The organism is Aeromonas sp. S15(2024), from assembly GCF_041402265.1.
GTDB classification, from domain to species: domain Bacteria; phylum Pseudomonadota; class Gammaproteobacteria; order Enterobacterales; family Aeromonadaceae; genus Aeromonas; species Aeromonas dhakensis.
The window spans coordinates 656938-672827 of record NZ_JBGLQY010000001.1; the positions used below are offsets into that span (position 1 = coordinate 656938).

Consider the following 15890-nt stretch of genomic DNA (forward strand, 5'->3'; position numbering starts at 1 on the left):
ATGAACTTGAAACATTCTCTGTTAGCCATTGCCATGTCTACCGTTTTCGCCGGTCCGGCACTTGCAGCCGATGCCGCCAAGCAAGCCGTGGTCGACGCCCTCGCCAGCAACCTGGTCGTCAAGTACGAAGTTGTCACCAACGACGGTGCCGGCGCCGGCCTCGACTGCCAGGCCCTGGGCTCCGAGTGGGCGAGCTGCGGCGTTGCCAAGCTGCACCTGACCAATACCGGTGCTGACGTCACCTCCAAGGACTGGAGCATCTATGTCTCCTCCATCCGTCGTATCCAGCGGGTGGACAACGACCAGTTCACCATCACCCACCTGACCGGCGACCTTTATCGTTTGACGCCGACCGAGAAGTTCCAGGGCTTTGCCAAGGATGCCACGGTCGAAGTGCCGCTGGTGGTGGAGTACTGGGTACTGTTCGAATCTGACATCATGCCGAACTGGTATGTCGCCAGCGAAGGGGCCGAGCCGAAAGTGCTGGCCAGTATGAGCAACATCGACGATGCCACCACCTACGAGAAGCCGATGCCGGCCGACGGCTGGAAGCGCACCAAGGATGACAACAACATCCTGATGAACAGCGAAACCCGTTTCGCCGCCAACCAGACCAGCACCTTGCTGCCGGCTGGCAAGGTCGACAACCAGATCCTGCCGACCCCGATGAAGCAGGTGGTCAAGGCCGGCCCGCAGGTCGACTTCTCCACCATCAAGCTCAATGCCCTGGACCTGCCGAGCGATCGCGCCGAAGCCCTGAAGGCTCAACTGACCAAGCTGGGTGTTACCCTCTCCGACACCGGCTACCCAGTGACCATCAAGCTCGGCAGCAAGCTCAAGCAGGCTGAAGGCTACGACATGACCATCGGCAAGAAGGGTACCGTCATTCAGGGGCACGACATCGAAGGTGCCTTCTGGGGTGCCCAGTCCCTGATCTCCCTCTTGGGAGTCAACGACAAGCTGGTGAGCCAGATGACCGTCGAGGATGCCCCGCGCTTTGAATACCGCGGCATGCAGACCGACGTGGCCCGTCACTTCAGAAGCCCCGAGACCCTGAAGAAGCTGGTGGATCAGATGTCCGCCATGAAGCTCAACGTGCTGCACCTGGGGCTGACCAACGATGAAGGCTGGCGTCTGGAGATCCCGGGTCTGCCGGAGCTGACCGACGTCGGCAGCCAGCGTTGCCACGACGAGTCCGAAACCAAGTGCCTGATGCCGCAGCTGGGCTCCGGCCCGACCAGCGACAACCAGGGTTCTGGTTTCTACAGCAAGGCCGACTACATCGATCTGGTGCGCTATGCCAAGGCACGCGGCGTGGCCGTGATCCCCGAGATCAACATGCCGGCCCACGCCCGTGCCGCCGTGGTCTCCATGGAGGCGCGTTACAAGCGTCTGATGGCTGAAGGTAAAGAGGCCGAGGCCAACCAGTTCCGTCTGACCGACCCGGCCGATACTTCCAACGTCACCTCGGTGCAGTTCTACGACAAGATGTCCTTCATCAACCCCTGCCAGCCGGGCGCCGCCACCTTCGTGGCCAAGGTGATGGACGAAGTGGCCCAGATGCACCAGGCCGCTGGCCAGCCGCTGACTGCCTGGCACTACGGTGGTGACGAGGCGAAGAACATCATGCAGGGCGGCGGTTACCAGGACCCGGCCGTCACCAAGAAAGAAGATCTGGTGGCCTGGAAGGGCAACGTCGACTCCAGCAAGCAGGACAAGCCGTTCGGCAAGTCCCCCATGTGCCAGAAGATGGTGGATGAGGGCAAGATCAAGGACGTGGCCGAGCTGCCGGTCTACTTCGCCAAGGAAGTGAGCGAGATGGTCAAGGGCCACGGCTTCTCCACCCTGCAGGCGTGGGAAGATGGTCTGAAGTACGCCACGGATGCCAGCGTGTTTGCCACCGACAAGACCCGGGTCAACTTCTGGGAAACCCTCTACTGGGGTGGCTTCAACGAAGCGATGAAGTGGGCGCACAAGGGCTATGAGGTGGTGCTCTCCAACCCGGATTACCTCTACTTCGACTTCCCGAACGAGGTACACCCGGCCGAGCGCGGTTACTACTGGGCCACCCGCTTCAACGACACCCGCAAGGTGTTCGCCTTCGCCCCGGAAAACCTGCCGCAGAACGCCGAGACCTCGGTTGATCGCGACGGCAACGCCTTCGTGGCCAAGGGTGACCAGGATCCGGTCAAGTTCAAGGGGATCTCCGGTCAGCAGTGGAGTGAAACCGTGCGTACCGACGCGCAATACGAGTACATGGTCTACCCGCGCATCTTCTCCATGGCCGAGCGCGCCTGGCACAAGGGCGGCTTCGAGCTCGACTACGTGAAGAACCGCGAGTTCTCCGGCACCACCAAGTTCGTCAACAAGGCCACCCTGAACAAGGAGTGGAACCAGTTCGCCAACGTGCTGGGTCAGCGCGTGCTGCCGAAACTGGATCAGGCCGGGGTGGAATACCGCCTCTCCGTACCGGGCGCCAAGGTGGTGAACGGCGTGCTTGAAGCGAACGTGGATCTGCCGGGCCTGCCCATCCAGTACAGCCTGGATGGCAAGAGCTGGAGCGCCTACGACGCTGCCGCCAAGCCGAGCGTCAACGGCAAGGTCTACCTGCGTACCACCAGCTTCGATGGCAAGCGCACCAGCCGCGTCACCGAGCTGAACTGATAGCCCTCAGTCCATAACGCAAGGTGGGTCGCAAGACCCGCCTTTCCCAAGGACGATGGTCATCGGGCTTGGGAAAGGTTGACTGTGCGTGTGAGCCTTTGTTGTGTGTGTATTGTCTGTTTTTGTTTTTCATCACCTTGAACCCCGCCGCGTGCGGGGTCTTTTTTTCGCCAGTCAGTCAAACCGGCCACCAGTGCGGGGCGTTTTGCGGCGCCAGTACCCCGAAACGGGCAAATTCAGGTTGAGACAGGGCGCGTAATGAGGGATCATATCCGGCTTGACGGCGGGGGGTTGAGGGTGCCAGCCGGCACAACTTCCGCCAGTGACGCATTTTTGAGGTGAGCCATGAGTCAGGCGAACAGCCCAACTAACTTTATTCGTCAGATCATTGATGAAGATCTGGCCAGCGGTAAGCACAAGAGCGTGCATACCCGTTTTCCGCCCGAGCCGAATGGTTATCTCCATATCGGTCACGCCAAGTCCATCTGCCTGAACTTCGGCATCGCCCGCGACTACCAGGGCCAGTGCAACCTGCGCTTCGACGACACCAACCCGGTGAAGGAAGATATCGAGTACGTTGAGTCCATCAAGCAGGACGTGCAGTGGCTCGGCTTCCAGTGGAATGGCGAGATCTGCTACTCCTCCGACTATTTCGACAAGCTGCACGGCTATGCCATCGAGCTCATCGAAAAGGGGCTGGCCTACGTGGACGAGCTCTCTGCCGAGCTGATGCGTGAATACCGCGGTACCCTGACCGCGCCGGGTAAGAACAGCCCGTTCCGCGATCGCAGCGTGGAAGAGAACCTGGCCCTGTTCGAGAAGATGAAGAACGGCGAGTTTGCCGAAGGCACCGCCTGCCTGCGCGCCAAGATCGACATGGCTTCCCCTTTCATGGTGATGCGTGACCCCGTCATCTATCGCATCAAGTTTGCCCACCATCACCAGACCGGTGACAAGTGGTGCATCTACCCCATGTATGACTTCACTCACTGCATCTCGGACGCCCTGGAAGGGATCACCCACTCCATTTGTACGCTGGAGTTCCAGGACAACCGTCGCCTGTACGACTGGGTGCTGGACAACATCACCATCGATTGCCACCCGCGTCAGTACGAGTTCTCTCGTCTGAACCTCGAATACACCGTCATGTCCAAGCGCAAGCTGAACCTGCTGGTGACCGAGAAGCACGTGGACGGTTGGGACGATCCGCGCATGCTGACCGTCTCCGGTCTGCGCCGCCGCGGCTACACCCCGGCCTCCATCCGCGAGTTCTGCAAGCGCATCGGTGTCACCAAGCAGGACAACATCGTCGAGATGAGCATGCTGGAAGCCTGCATCCGCGAAGATCTCAACGAGAATGCCCCGCGTGCCATGGCCGTGCTGCATCCGGTGAAGGTGGTCATCGAGAACCTGGCCGCCGATGAAGTGCTGACTGCACCGGCGCACCCGAGCAATGCCGAGATGGGTACCCGCGAGTTGAACTTCACCCGCGAGATCCTCATCGATGAAGCGGACTTCAAAGAAGAAGCCAACAAGCAGTTCAAGCGACTGGTGCTGGGCAAGGAAGTGCGCCTGCGCAATGCCTATGTCATCAAGGCCGAGCGGGTCGAGAAGGATGCCGATGGCAAGGTCACCTGCATCTATTGCTCTTACGATCCCGAGACCCTGGGCAAGGACCCGGCCGATGGCCGCAAGGTGAAAGGGGTGATCCACTGGGTCAGCGCCACTCACTCCCTGCCGGCCGAAGTGCGCCTCTACGATCGTCTGTTCAAGGTGCCGAACCCGGGTGCCGAAGAGGACTTCGAAGCGGCCCTGAATCCGGAATCCCTGGTGATCATCGAGGGTGCCCGCGTGGAAGCTTCCCTCAAGGATGCCAAGCCGGAGCAGGCTTACCAGTTCGAGCGTGAAGGGTATTTCTGCGCCGACAACAAGCTCTCCAGCCCGGAACACCTGGTGTTCAACCGCACCGTGGCCCTGCGCGACGTGTGGGGCAAGGCCGAGGCCTGATGAAGGAGGGCAGGGGAGACCCTGCCCTTTCTTGTCCGGAATTCGGGCACAAAAAAGCCAGCATCATGCTGGCTTTTTTATTGCGCGGGTTCTGCCAATCAATCGTCGTGCTTGCAGTCGCCGGCGGCGCAGTGGCCATAGAGATAGAGGCTGTGATTGGTCAGACGGATGTTGTGCTTCTTGGCGATCTCGGTCTGGCGCTGCTCGATCACCTCGTCAGAGAACTCGATCACCTTGCCGCAGTCGAGGCAGACCAGGTGGTCGTGGTGTTCCTGGGTAGCCAGCTCGAACACCGACTTGCCCCCTTCGAAGTGGTGACGGGTGACGATACCGGCATCATCAAACTGGTTGAGAACGCGGTAGACGGTAGCGAGACCAATCTCTTCACCCTGGTCGATCAGTCGTTTGTACAGATCTTCCGCACTGGTGTGCTGGCAGTCCGGCTGTTGCAGGATTTCCAGGATCTTGACGCGGGGCAAGGTGATCTTGAGCCCGGCCTTTTTTAACGCTTGGTTGTTGTCTGCCATTTCTATTTATTCGCATTCTCGAAGGTGTGGTTATTCTGATTGACTGCCGCTGTAATGGCAACCACGAACTCGCTTGGCCTGTCATTATAGGTCGTAGCTCACCTAAAAATAAACCCAGTAATTCAAGGGCTTTAGCGCGATCGACCGCCTATCCACGAATTGTGCGGATTGTGACGGCGGCTTGCTCACCCGCCGAATGTTGATAAAATGTAACCTTCTTCACTCTGGTCGGATGAGATCCATGGATTGGCTTTTTGACAACGCGGCCTGGGTGCGCCGCGCCCTCAACGCCTGGCCCCCTTTCTGGGGCGCGGGCATCAAGATAGAGACATTGAGCGATGATTTTCGCTTCTGCCGGGTCACCCTCAAGTCCCGCTGGTGGAACAAGAACGCCAACCGCACCCAGTTCGGCGGCAGCATGTTCGCCATGACGGATCCCATCTATCCGCTGATGCTGATGGGCTATTTCAGGAACCGCTATTACGTCTGGGACAAGGCGGGCAGCATCAACTACATCAAGCCGGGCAAGGGCAAGCTGGTGGCCGAATTCAACCTGACTGACGGCAAGCTGGCCGCCATAGTCGCGGCGACCGAAGGGGGAGACAAGCACTTTCCCGAGTTCGAGGTGACGGTACAGGATGGCCAGGGCGAGCTGGTGGCCCAGGTCAAGCGCACCCTCTATGTGCGGGCCAAGCCCGAGCACAGGGGCGGCGAGAGCGTATGACCAGAAAACAACAAGGGCCCCGCGGGGCCCTTGTTGTCAGAGGTGCTGGCAAGCGTGGATCACTCCAGCTCGGCCAGGCACATCTCTTCATGCAGCTGTTTGCACCAGCCCTTGACGCGCTCGGCAGTCATCTCGGGTTGGCGATCTTCGTCGATGCCCAGACCCACGAAATGCTTGTCGTCCACCAGCGCCTTGGAGGCTTCGAACTCGTAACCGGCGGTCGGCCAGTGGCCGATGACGATGGCGCCTTTGGCTTCGACGATGTCACGCAGGGTGCCCATGGCGTCGAGGAAGTACTCGGCATAATCTTCCTGATCGCCGCATCCGAAGATGGCGACCAGCTTGTTGGTGAAGTCGATCTCTTCCAGCTCGGGGAAGAAGTCGTCCCAGTCGGCCTGGGCTTCGCCATAGTACCAAGTCGGGATACCGAACATCAGCAGATCGAAGCTGTCGATGTCGGCCTTGCTGCTCTTGGCAATGTCACGGACTTCAATCAGTTGTTTGCCCAGTTCTTTCTGGATCATCTTGGCGACAGCTTCGGTATTACCGGTATCGCTGCCGAAAAACAGACCTACACTAGCCATAGTGTTTAGTTACCCGTATCTGGTGTTAATGCTTAACGGTCAGATTGCGATGCCTGCTGCATGTGCAGACTCAATCTGTTGCTTCAGGATAGATTGGATCAGCTCGGCTCGGCTGACGTTCTGTTGTAACGCAAGTTGGTTCAGGCGCTCCAGCAATTCGGCCTCCACCTTTAACTCTACCCGCTTCAGGCCGTTCTCTCGATCGCGCTTGAGCTGGTTGCGCTTGTTGATCTTGAGCTGGGTCTCGCGGGGGAGTGGGTTGGTCTTTGGCCTGCCGGGGCGCTTCTCGTTTGCGAACAGATCCAGTGTTGTTCGATCAGTTTGCTGTTTGGCCATACATCACAGATGGAAATAAGTTAGCCGATGCCTGAGCCTTCCCAGCCCAGTTCGATCAGCCCCTTGGCGACAAAACCTGCACAACCCAGGAAGAGTACCAACCAGACGATGAATCGGCCGAAACGGGGCACATTGCCGCGTTTGAGCACGTCCTGAATGGCCAGGCCAATCAATACGAAAATGGCCACAAAGAATAACTTCAGGCCCAGACTCTCGATCAGGTCGATATGTTCACTTAGCATGGATTGCGCACACTCCTTATGACGGGCGCACTATATCACAAAGGATTTGAAACTGTTAACCGCCTGTCGACAGGAAATCCACAACCAGTTTGTTGAACAAAACCGGCTTTTCCGCGTGCAGCCAGTGACCGGTGCCGGCGATGACCCGGGCCTTGGCAGCGGGAAATTGGGCCATCACCGTCTCGGTATGCGCGGGCAGCATGTAGTCGGAATCGCCCCCCTTGATGAAAAGCGCAGGCCCCTCGAAACGGCTCTGTGGATCGGGCCAGCCCATGATGTTGGCGTAGTTGCGCTCAAGGGCCGGCACGTTGAAACGCCAGCCCCAACCTGACTCCCCCTTGGCGAAGGACTTGAGCAGGAACTGGCGTACGCCGGCGATCTCGACATGCTCGGCCAGGATGGCTTCCGCCTCGCCGCGGCTTTGCGGAGCCTGTTCGAGCGTGGCATTGAGGCCGGCAAACACGTTCTGGTGGCGGGCGTGAGGGTAGGCGACCGGCGCGATATCGGCCACTACCAGCCTGGCGACGCGGGTTGGCGCCTGCTTAGCAACCTGCATGGCTACCTTGCCCCCCATGGAGTGGCCCACGAGCGCCACCTGTTCAAGCCCGAGCCGATCCAGCAGGGCGAGCAGATCGGCGGCCTGGGCCGGGTAGCTCATCTCGTCGGAGTGAAAGGAGGCGCCGTGGTTGCGCAGATCGACGCTGATGACCCGGTATTGTTCGCTCAGCGGGCGTGCCAGCAGGCCCAGGTTGTCCAGGCTGCCGAACAGCCCGTGGATCAGCACGACGGGTTGGCCCTGGCCCTGCTCCTTGAAGTTCAATAATGGGTTTTGTTGCAAAATGACACCTTGTCGGTCGTGAGTACGTTGCTCGCCATGATTTAACGCACTGGAAAGAAAAGGATTTCACTCATCACGGAGCAAAAAAGTGTGGTTTTTTTCCTAAAAAAAGCCAGCCAGATCGGCTATCAGTGCGACGGATCACACACTTGGCCCGCTATTATGCCGTATTCTCGATGAGATTCATGCACATCTGTCCGCCCCTTGCTTGGGCTGCCGGGTTTGCCTATGTATAATCGCCGCATCCGAATTTCGACGAGTCCAGCGCATCCCTATGAAAACCATCGAGCTTGATGACGATCTCTACTTCTATATCGCCAGCCAGACCCGGCACATCGGTGAGAGTGCCTCCGATATCCTGCGCCGCCTGCTGGAACAGCCCGCCCGCCAGGCCTCGCCGGTCGCAGCAGAGGTGACGGCGGCTCCGTCGCCCACCGTGGCCGACGCCATGGGGCTGGAAACGCTGCTCGATTCCGGCGAGCTGCAAAAAGAAGAGAAGTCCATCAACCGCTTCATGCAGGTGCTCAGTACCCTCTACCGGGATGATCCGGTCGGGTTTACCCAGGCCACCGAAATCAAGGGGCGCAAGCGCGTCTATTTCTCGCGGGATCCCGATGCCCTGCGCGCCAGCGGCAGCACCACCAAGCCCAAGCAGGTGCCACAAACCCCGTTCTGGGTGATCACCAACACCAACACCAGTCGCAAACAGAACATGGTGGCCCAGCTGATGGCCAGCATGGGGTATGGCGACGAGGTGATTGCCCGGGTGTGCGGCGCAATCTAACGGTTCATCAGACTCAGGCCTTGCTGGGCAAGGCCGCCATCAAGCAAGGACAACGCCATGGCACAGCATTCCCACGCCGGTCAGCCGGCCCGTTTGAGCGACCTGACCAACATTCCCCGTCTGGTCAGCGCCTACTACCTCAACAAGCCGGACATGAGCCGCCCCGAGCAGCGGGTTGCCTTCGGCACCTCTGGCCACCGCGGCAGCGCCTTGCACAATGCCTTCACCGAATCCCACATCCTGGCGGTGACCCAGGCGCTGGTGGAGTATCGCCAGCAGGCCGGCATCACGGGCCCGCTGTTTGTCGGCATGGACACCCACGCCCTGTCTGAATCCGCCTTTGCCAGTGCGGTGGAAGTGCTGGCGGCCAACGGCGTCGAGACCCGCATTCAGGCCGGCCTCGGCTTCACCCCGACCCCAGTCATCTCTCATGCCATTCTGCGCCACAATGCAGGCAAGCCTGCCGCGCGCGCCGACGGCGTGGTGATCACCCCGTCCCACAACCCGCCGGAAGACGGTGGCTTCAAGTACAACCCGCCCCACGGCGGCCCCGCCGAAGGGGAGATCACCAAGTGGGTGGAGGATCGTGCCAACGCGATTCTGGAAGCGGGTCTGGCCGGCGTGAAGCGGATGCCGTTCGCCGAGGCCCTCAAGAGCCCGTTCGTGGTGGAGCACGACTATGTCACTCCCTATGTGGATGACCTGAAGAACGTGCTGGACATGGATGCCATCAAGCAGGCCGGCATCAAGATCGGTGTCGATCCGCTGGGTGGCTCCGGCGTCGCCTACTGGGACGTCATCGCCAAGACCTATGGTCTGAACATCGAGGTGGTGAACTACAAGGTCGACCCGACCTTCTCCTTCATGACCCTGGATAAAGACGGCAAGATCCGGATGGACTGCTCCAGCCCGTTTGCCATGGCCAGCCTGATTGCCCTCAAGGACAAGTTCGACATCGCCCTTGGCAATGACCCTGACTACGACCGTCACGGTATCGTCACCAAGTCGGGCCTTATGAACCCGAACCACTATCTGGCGGTAGCGATCCAGTATCTGTTTACCCATCGTACCGGCTGGTCCAAAGAGTCTGCGGTCGGCAAGACGCTGGTCTCCTCTTCCATGATCGACCGGGTGGCCGGCGAGATCGGCCGCACCCTCAAAGAGGTGCCGGTCGGCTTCAAGTGGTTCGTGGATGGCCTCTACAGCGGCGAGTTCGGTTTTGGTGGCGAGGAGAGCGCGGGCGCCTCTTTCCTGCGCAAAGACGGCACCGTCTGGACCACTGACAAGGATGGCTTCATCCTGGCGCTGCTGGCCGCGGAAATTCTGGCGGTGACCGGCAAGGATCCGCAGGCTCACTACGATGCGCTGGAAGCCAAGTTCGGTCGCTCCAGCTATCGCCGCATCGACGCCCCGGCCAACAGCGCCCAGAAGGCGGTGCTCTCCAAGCTGGATCCGGCGCTGGTGGAAGCCTCCACCCTGGCCGGCGAGCCCATCGTCGCCAAGCTGACCAAGGCGCCGGGCAACGATGCCGCCATCGGCGGCCTCAAGGTGGTGACCGAGAACGGCTGGTTCGCGGCGCGCCCCTCCGGTACCGAGTCCATCTACAAGATCTACATGGAGAGCTTCAAGGGCGAGGCGCACCTGGACCTCATCCAGCAGGAAGCCCAGCAGATCGTCTCCGCCGCTCTGGCCAAGGCCGGTGTCTGAGTTCGACTCATCCCCCGCGGAATGTGAAAGAGGAGCCTTGATGGCTCCTCTTTTTTATTGTGCTTTTTGTATTGTCCTTGAGCCGGCTTACGGCTTGCCGCACTGGCCGGTGCACGCCTGCCAGCGCTTGAAGAAGGGGCGGGCCGGCAGCTTCATCAGAAATAGTGAGGCCAGGATCACCCCGATACCGAGCCATTGGCGAACATCCAGCGTCTCGCCCACCATCAGCACGCCACAAGAGACCGCCACCATGGGGTTGGTGAGGGCCAGCATGCCCATCACCTCCGGGCCGTGGCGCTTGAGCCCCCACAGCCAGGCCCAGTAGGCCAGCGCCGTGTTGAGCAGGATCAGCCAGAGCAGGCCGGGGGCGCTTGCCGGCTGCGGCAGCGGCATGGGGCCGGCCAGCCACCAGGCGAGCGGGATCAGCATCAGGCCACCCAGCAGCAGCTGCCAGGCGGTCAGCGCCAGCAGATCGCTGACCGGCCAGTGGCGCATCCAGCGGCTGGACTGGCCGATGAGCAGGGTGGCCAGCAGGGCGCAGGTCACGCCGACAGGATCCAGATTGGCGGAAGGGTTGAGCAGCAGCAAGACCCCGCCCAGTCCCATCAGGCCCAGCAACAGCCATTTCAGGGACGGCCTGACGCCATCCTGCAACCAGGCCAGCAACATCAAGACCAGCGGCAGGGTGGCACCCAGGGTGCCCGCCACGGCCCCGGGCAGCCGGAAGGCGGCCACGAACAGCAGGGCGAAGAAGGCGGCGATGTTGCAAAACGCCAGCAGGCTCTGTTTGCCCCAGGACAGGGGGGGCAGGCGCGGGTGCAGCAACAGCAGTAGCAGGCCGGCTGGCAACGCCCGCCATACCGCCACCCAGTAGGGGGAGTAGTCGGTCAGGTAGAGGCTGACGACGGCATAGGTGCTGCCCCAGAGCAGGGGGGCCAGCAGGGCGATCAGCATGGGCATGTATTTGTCTCTTTATGAAGTATCTTTAAGTAAAGATAAATTAGCCTCTAATTGGTTTACCATCAAGTATCTCGATAAAAAGATAAGTGACCGAAGATGGAATCAGATCATGTTGACCTGCTGCTGGCCCAGTGGGCCCGGCAGCGACCGGATCTCGACTGCTCTCCCATGGGCGTGCTGGGACGGGTGGCGCGAATGGCGGCGATCGCCGGACGGGAGGTGAGCGAGGAGCTCAAGGAGTGCGGCCTGCTCGGCAGCGACTTCGACATTCTGGCGACCCTGCGCCGGGCCGGCGAACCGCTCACCCCGACCGTGCTCTATCAATCCGCCATGTTGAGCTCGGGGGCCATGACCGCCCGGCTCGACAAACTGGCAGAGCGAGGCTTGGTCGAGCGTCAGGCCGCCCCGAGCGATCGGCGCAGCCTGCTGGTCTGCCTGACCGAGGCGGGTCGGGAGTTGGTTGACCGGGCGGTGGAGCGGCACGTGGCCAACGAGCGGCGTCTGCTGGCGCCATTGACCCTGGCCGAGCAGGAGCAGCTGGCCGCCCTGCTCAAGCGCTGGCTGCTGGAAAACGAGTGACCCCCAGAGCCTGGTGAGCGGTCGTCACGCGTCCGCAGACAAGATGGCCTGCATCTGGGCCAGCACGGCGTTCACCTTGGCGGCGGGCGGATGGGTGCGGCCCAGCACGCGCAATCCCCACACCATGGTCATCAGCAAGGCGGCGGTGGCGTCGACGTCGCGCCCGGCGGCCAGCTCCCCTGCCGCCTGCGCCTGGCGCAGGGCTGCACTGACCCGCAGCTCGACCTCGGCGAGGTGGCTGCTGGCGGTCTCCTGAATGAGCGGGTGGTGGCGGCCGATCTCCAGCAAGGTGTTGACCAGCAGGCAGCCACGGTGCGCCTCGCTGGCGATGGCATCCCGGGCCACTACATCGAGCAGGGCCTGCACGCCCGCCAGGGGGGAGGCTGCCGAACCCAGGATCTGCTCGATCTGCGCCAGGCTCTGCGCCGAATAACGCTGCAGCACCTCCATGAACAACCCCTCCTTTGAGCTGAAGGCGCCGTACAGGCTGCTGGGCTTGAGTCCCATCCGTTCGACCAGCGCGGCAATGCCGGTGTTGCTGAAGCCGGTATCCCAGAAGGCGTTGAGGGCGATTTCCAGTACCTGTTCTCTGTCAAATGATGCGGGTCTTGCCATCTCGATTCCTGCCTTGTGAAACGTTATTTTGGAGTGATCGCTAAAAAACAACTTGACCATGGAGCTTGGTCCGCTTGATATTGTAGCGACCACTACAAAAAGGATGGTCATGATGCACACACTCGAGCAAAAAATCAAAGCGTACGATGAGCAGAAGCAGCGTCAGGTTCCGGCCCCGGTGCTGGCTCTGATGGAGGAGGCGACTCGCAGCCTGCAGGAAAGCGGGCTGGAGCAGGCCGCCCTAGGACGTGGAGAGCGGATGCCCGACTTCTCCCTGCCGGATCAGCACGGGGTGGTGCGCCCGCTCTCCCACTATCTGGCGGAGGGGCCTGTGCTGCTCAACGTCTATCGCGGTGGCTGGTGTCCCTACTGCAACATGGAGATGCAGTCGCTCAACGCCGTGTTGCCGGCGCTGCTCGAGCGCGGCGTGAACCTCATTGGCATGACGCCGGAAACCCCCAGTTCGGCGCAGGATACCCTCACCGCCAACGGGCTGGCGATCACCGTGCTGAGTGACGAGGGCAACCGGGTCTCGGCAGCGCTGGGGCTGGTGTTCGAACTGCCGGAGGCGCTCAGGCCCATCTATGCCGGCTTTGGCATCGACATCCCGGCGAGCAACGGCGACGAGAGCTTTACCCTGCCGGTGCCGGCCAGCTACATCATCGGCCAGGACCGCACCGTGCTCTACCACTTCATCAACGCCGATTACACCCGTCGGGTCGAGCCGGCCGCCCTGCTTGCCGAGCTGGATCGTCTGGCGAAGGCTGGGGCGCTGTAAACGCACACTGCGCCCGGAGGCGCAGTGTGGATGGTTGGCGAGGCGGCCCCGAGGGCTGCCTTTTTTATCCGGCCGGATCAGAAACCGCCGCGGGCATCCTTGACCGCCAGCCCCAGCTGCCACACCGCCATGGCGTAGTGGGTGCTGTGGTTGTAGCGGGTGATGGTGTAGAAGTTGGGCAAGCCGTACCAGTACTGATAGCCGGTGCCCACGTCCAGACGCAGCAGGCTCGCCTCGTTGTGGTTGCCGAGGGTGCTGGTGGGGGTCAGCCCGGCGCGGCGCAGGGAGGCAACCGGGTAGCGGGTCTGGAAGCCGTGCTCGTAGCCGGGCAGCTGGCCCTGACCGCGCACCGCCACCGGTTGTCCCTTCTCCCAGCCGTGGGCCTTGAAGTAGTTGGCCACGCTGCCGATGGCATCCACCGGATCCCACAGGTTGGTGTGGCCGTTGCCGTTGAAGTCCACCGCGTAGCGCTGGAAGCTGGAGGGCATGAACTGGCCGTAGCCCATGGCGCCGGCGTAGGAGCCCTTGGGTTCGGTGGGATCCATCCCCTCGTCGCGGGTCATCACCAGGAAGGATTCCAGCTCGCTGGTGAAGAACTCGGCCCGGCGCGGGTAGTCGAACGCCAGGGTCGCCAACGCGTCCAGGATGCGGGTCTTGCCCATCACCCGGCCCCAGCGGGTCTCCACGCCTATGATGCCGACGATGATCTCCGGCGGCACCCCATAGATCTGCTGGGCGCGGTTGAGCTCGTTCTCGTACTCACGCCAGAAGCTGACGCCGTTCTGTACGTTGTCCGGAGTGATGAACTTGGCGCGGTAGCGATTCCAGGCGCCAGTCGGGCCGGTGGGCGGCGTGGTGGTGGGGGCCTGGGCATCCATCAGGCGGATGATCCAGTCATAGCGCTCGGCCTGGGCCAGCACCCGGTGCAGCTCGGCGCCATCGAACCCGTGCTTTTGCACCATCCGCTGCACGAAGTTGTTCACATTGGCGCGATTGGCGAAGTCCCCCTTGCTAACTCCCGGCTGGCTCACCTGCCCGTAGAAGGGTTTGCTCGGCGGCGTCTGGTTGATGAAGGCGCTGTTGGGCTGGGGCTTGACCACGGGCTTGGCAGCCGGCGTGCTGCTGCAGCCATAGAGCATGGGAAACAGGGAGAGGGTGAGCACGGAGACAAGGCGACGCATAAGGTTCTCATGAGCCTGAAAAAGAGTGTCGCCATGGTAAAACATTGTCGTCCATGCGCAAGTGTTCCGTAGCGGGCTCCTCCCGCCGTCCTGCCTCAACGCAGGGTGTGGTAGCCGCTCCAGAGCCGGGTCAGGGTGGTGATGGCGCAGAGCAGGGCAAAGCCGTAGGCGAGCGGGGCGAAGGCGGCGGGCCACAGGCACATCAGCACGAACAGGGTTATGGTCTCGCTCCCCTCGGTGAGGCCACCCAGATAGTAGAGGGACTTGTGGTGGTAGACCGGATTGTCGATGCCCCGCTTGCCCGCCATGATGGCAAATGCCAGAAAGCTCGAGCCGGTGCCCATGAAGGCAAACAGCAGGGTGGCGGCGGGCAGCGCATTGGCGGGGACGGCGAGGGCAAAGCCCAGCACCACGGCGGCGTAAAAGATGAAGTCGAGCGTGATGTCGAGAAAGCCGCCGCAGTCGGTGATGCCGGTCTCCCGCGCCACGGCGCCGTCGAGCCCGTCCAGCAGCCGGTTGAGCAGGATGGCCGCCAGCGCCCACTGATAGCAATCAAAGGCCAGCAGCGGCAGCGCCAGCATGCCGATGGCAAAGCCGGTGAGGCTGACCTGGTTGGCGCTGATCCCGGCGCGACAGAGCGGTCTGGCGAGCCGGGCGAGGGGGCTGCGGATAACGGGGATCAGGTGGCGGTCAAACAAGGTGAACTCCTCGGTCAAAAACGGGATTCGGTGAGCTGGAGTATGGTGCCCGGCGCGTCGTCTGCGTCGTGGGTCACCAGCATGGCGGGGATGGCCAGTGCCTTGATCTGCGCGAACACCAGTTCGCGAAAGGCGGCCCGCAGCGGCTTGTCGAGGCGGGAGAAGGGCTCGTCCAACAACAATGCCTCGGGCTCGGCCAGCAGCGCCCGCAGCAGGCTGACGCGGGCCTTCTGGCCGCCGGAGAGCGCCCCCGGCAGCTTGTCCGCCTGATTTGTCAGATCCACCTGTGCCAGCGCGGCCACCGCCTTTTCCCACCGCGCCCCGTGCCCCTTCAGGCTGGCCGGCATGCCGAACATCAGGTTCTCCGCCACCGTCAGGTGGTCGAACAGCAGATCATCCTGAAACAGCATGCCGATGCGCCGCGCCTGGGGCGGCAGCTGGGTGAGCCGGCGCGCGCCCAGGGTCACATCCCCCTCCAGCCGGATCGGGCCGCTTGCGGGCAGTACCCCCGCCAGCGCCGCCAGCAGCGAGCTCTTGCCACAGCCGCTGGGGCCCATCAGGGTCAACACCTCGCCCGGCGCCACCTGCAGGGCGGGCAGCGAGAGCAGCAGGTTTTCCTCCAGATAGAGGCGAAGGGGCGTGGTGCTCAGCATATGGTGATTTCCA

17 protein-coding genes are annotated in these 15890 nt (G+C 61.9%); 7 read left to right on the forward strand and 10 right to left on the reverse strand.

Going from position 1 to position 15890, the window contains the following annotated elements:
- Positions 1-2664, forward strand: a complete 2664-nt coding sequence (locus tag ACB033_RS03080; RefSeq protein ID WP_139725999.1) for a beta-N-acetylhexosaminidase — start codon at positions 1-3, stop codon at positions 2662-2664.
- 345 nt (positions 2665-3009) lie between these two features.
- Positions 3010-4671 carry a glutamine--tRNA ligase gene (gene glnS / locus ACB033_RS03085; RefSeq protein WP_371140318.1) on the forward strand — a complete coding sequence of 554 codons (1662 nt, stop codon included), beginning with the start codon at positions 3010-3012 and terminating at the stop codon, positions 4669-4671.
- Between the two features lie 98 nt (positions 4672-4769).
- On the opposite strand, the gene fur is transcribed toward glnS, so the two are convergent.
- Positions 4770-5198 (reverse strand): ferric iron uptake transcriptional regulator, encoded by a 429-nt coding sequence (gene fur / locus ACB033_RS03090; protein WP_005299160.1) that lies wholly within the window; start codon positions 5196-5198, stop codon positions 4770-4772.
- Between the two features lie 241 nt (positions 5199-5439).
- Here fur and ACB033_RS03095 point away from each other — a divergent pair, with 241 nt between their 5' ends.
- Complete coding sequence (locus ACB033_RS03095) at positions 5440-5922, forward strand: DUF4442 domain-containing protein (RefSeq protein ID WP_162519935.1); 483 nt, start codon at positions 5440-5442, stop codon at positions 5920-5922.
- Between the two features lie 59 nt (positions 5923-5981).
- Here ACB033_RS03095 and fldA read toward each other — a convergent pair whose 3' ends face one another.
- From fldA to ACB033_RS03115, 4 genes are read right to left on the reverse strand one after another with little or no spacing between them, the layout of a single operon-like run.
- Complete coding sequence (gene fldA, locus ACB033_RS03100; protein ID WP_005299167.1) at positions 5982-6506, reverse strand: flavodoxin FldA; 525 nt, start codon at positions 6504-6506, stop codon at positions 5982-5984.
- Between the two features lie 39 nt (positions 6507-6545).
- Positions 6546-6842 (reverse strand): LexA regulated protein, encoded by a 297-nt coding sequence (gene ybfE / locus ACB033_RS03105; RefSeq protein WP_005299169.1) that lies wholly within the window; start codon positions 6840-6842, stop codon positions 6546-6548.
- A gap of 20 nt (positions 6843-6862) precedes the next feature.
- Positions 6863-7084, reverse strand: coding sequence for a DUF2788 domain-containing protein (locus ACB033_RS03110; protein WP_005299172.1), 222 nt, complete (start codon positions 7082-7084; stop codon positions 6863-6865).
- A 55-nt stretch (positions 7085-7139) separates the two neighbouring features.
- Positions 7140-7904, reverse strand: coding sequence for an alpha/beta fold hydrolase (locus tag ACB033_RS03115; protein WP_124250567.1), 765 nt, complete (start codon positions 7902-7904; stop codon positions 7140-7142).
- A gap of 292 nt (positions 7905-8196) precedes the next feature.
- On the opposite strand from ACB033_RS03115, the gene seqA reads away from it, so the two are divergent.
- Both seqA and pgm read left to right on the forward strand, forming a co-directional pair.
- On the forward strand, positions 8197-8706 hold the full coding sequence (seqA, locus tag ACB033_RS03120; protein WP_005299178.1) for a replication initiation negative regulator SeqA: 510 nt from the start codon (positions 8197-8199) through the stop codon (positions 8704-8706).
- Between the two features lie 57 nt (positions 8707-8763).
- Entirely contained in the window at positions 8764-10413 is a 1650-nt protein-coding gene (gene pgm, locus ACB033_RS03125; protein ID WP_219326451.1) for a phosphoglucomutase (alpha-D-glucose-1,6-bisphosphate-dependent), read from the forward strand.
- A gap of 87 nt (positions 10414-10500) precedes the next feature.
- On the opposite strand, the gene ACB033_RS03130 is transcribed toward pgm, so the two are convergent.
- Positions 10501-11373: a DMT family transporter gene (locus tag ACB033_RS03130; RefSeq protein WP_371140319.1), complete on the reverse strand. Its 873-nt coding sequence runs from the start codon at positions 11371-11373 to the stop codon at positions 10501-10503.
- Between the two features lie 96 nt (positions 11374-11469).
- Here ACB033_RS03130 and ACB033_RS03135 point away from each other — a divergent pair, with 96 nt between their 5' ends.
- Complete coding sequence (locus ACB033_RS03135; RefSeq protein WP_371140320.1) at positions 11470-11952, forward strand: MarR family winged helix-turn-helix transcriptional regulator; 483 nt, start codon at positions 11470-11472, stop codon at positions 11950-11952.
- A gap of 24 nt (positions 11953-11976) precedes the next feature.
- On the opposite strand, the gene ACB033_RS03140 is transcribed toward ACB033_RS03135, so the two are convergent.
- A complete protein-coding gene (locus tag ACB033_RS03140) occupies positions 11977-12567 on the reverse strand; it encodes a TetR/AcrR family transcriptional regulator (protein WP_017779277.1) in 591 nt (196 codons plus the stop codon).
- Positions 12568-12679: 112 nt separating this feature from the next.
- Between ACB033_RS03140 and ACB033_RS03145 the strand changes: the two genes are divergently transcribed.
- Positions 12680-13345, forward strand: a complete 666-nt coding sequence (locus ACB033_RS03145; RefSeq protein ID WP_371140351.1) for a peroxiredoxin-like family protein — start codon at positions 12680-12682, stop codon at positions 13343-13345.
- 77 nt (positions 13346-13422) lie between these two features.
- Here the strand turns inward: ACB033_RS03145 and mltB are convergent, their stop codons facing one another.
- The 3 genes from mltB to ACB033_RS03160 all read right to left on the reverse strand — a co-directional run bounded on the left by mltB (position 13423) and on the right by ACB033_RS03160 (position 15877).
- The gene (gene mltB, locus ACB033_RS03150; protein WP_201892209.1) at positions 13423-14526 is read right to left on the reverse strand and encodes a lytic murein transglycosylase B; all 1104 of its coding nucleotides are present in this window, start codon (positions 14524-14526) and stop codon (positions 13423-13425) included.
- Between the two features lie 95 nt (positions 14527-14621).
- Entirely contained in the window at positions 14622-15224 is a 603-nt protein-coding gene (locus ACB033_RS03155; protein WP_371140321.1) for a CDP-alcohol phosphatidyltransferase family protein, read from the reverse strand.
- 14 nt (positions 15225-15238) lie between these two features.
- A complete protein-coding gene (locus ACB033_RS03160) occupies positions 15239-15877 on the reverse strand; it encodes an ATP-binding cassette domain-containing protein (RefSeq protein ID WP_371140322.1) in 639 nt (212 codons plus the stop codon).
- Positions 15878-15890: the final 13 nt, after the last annotated feature.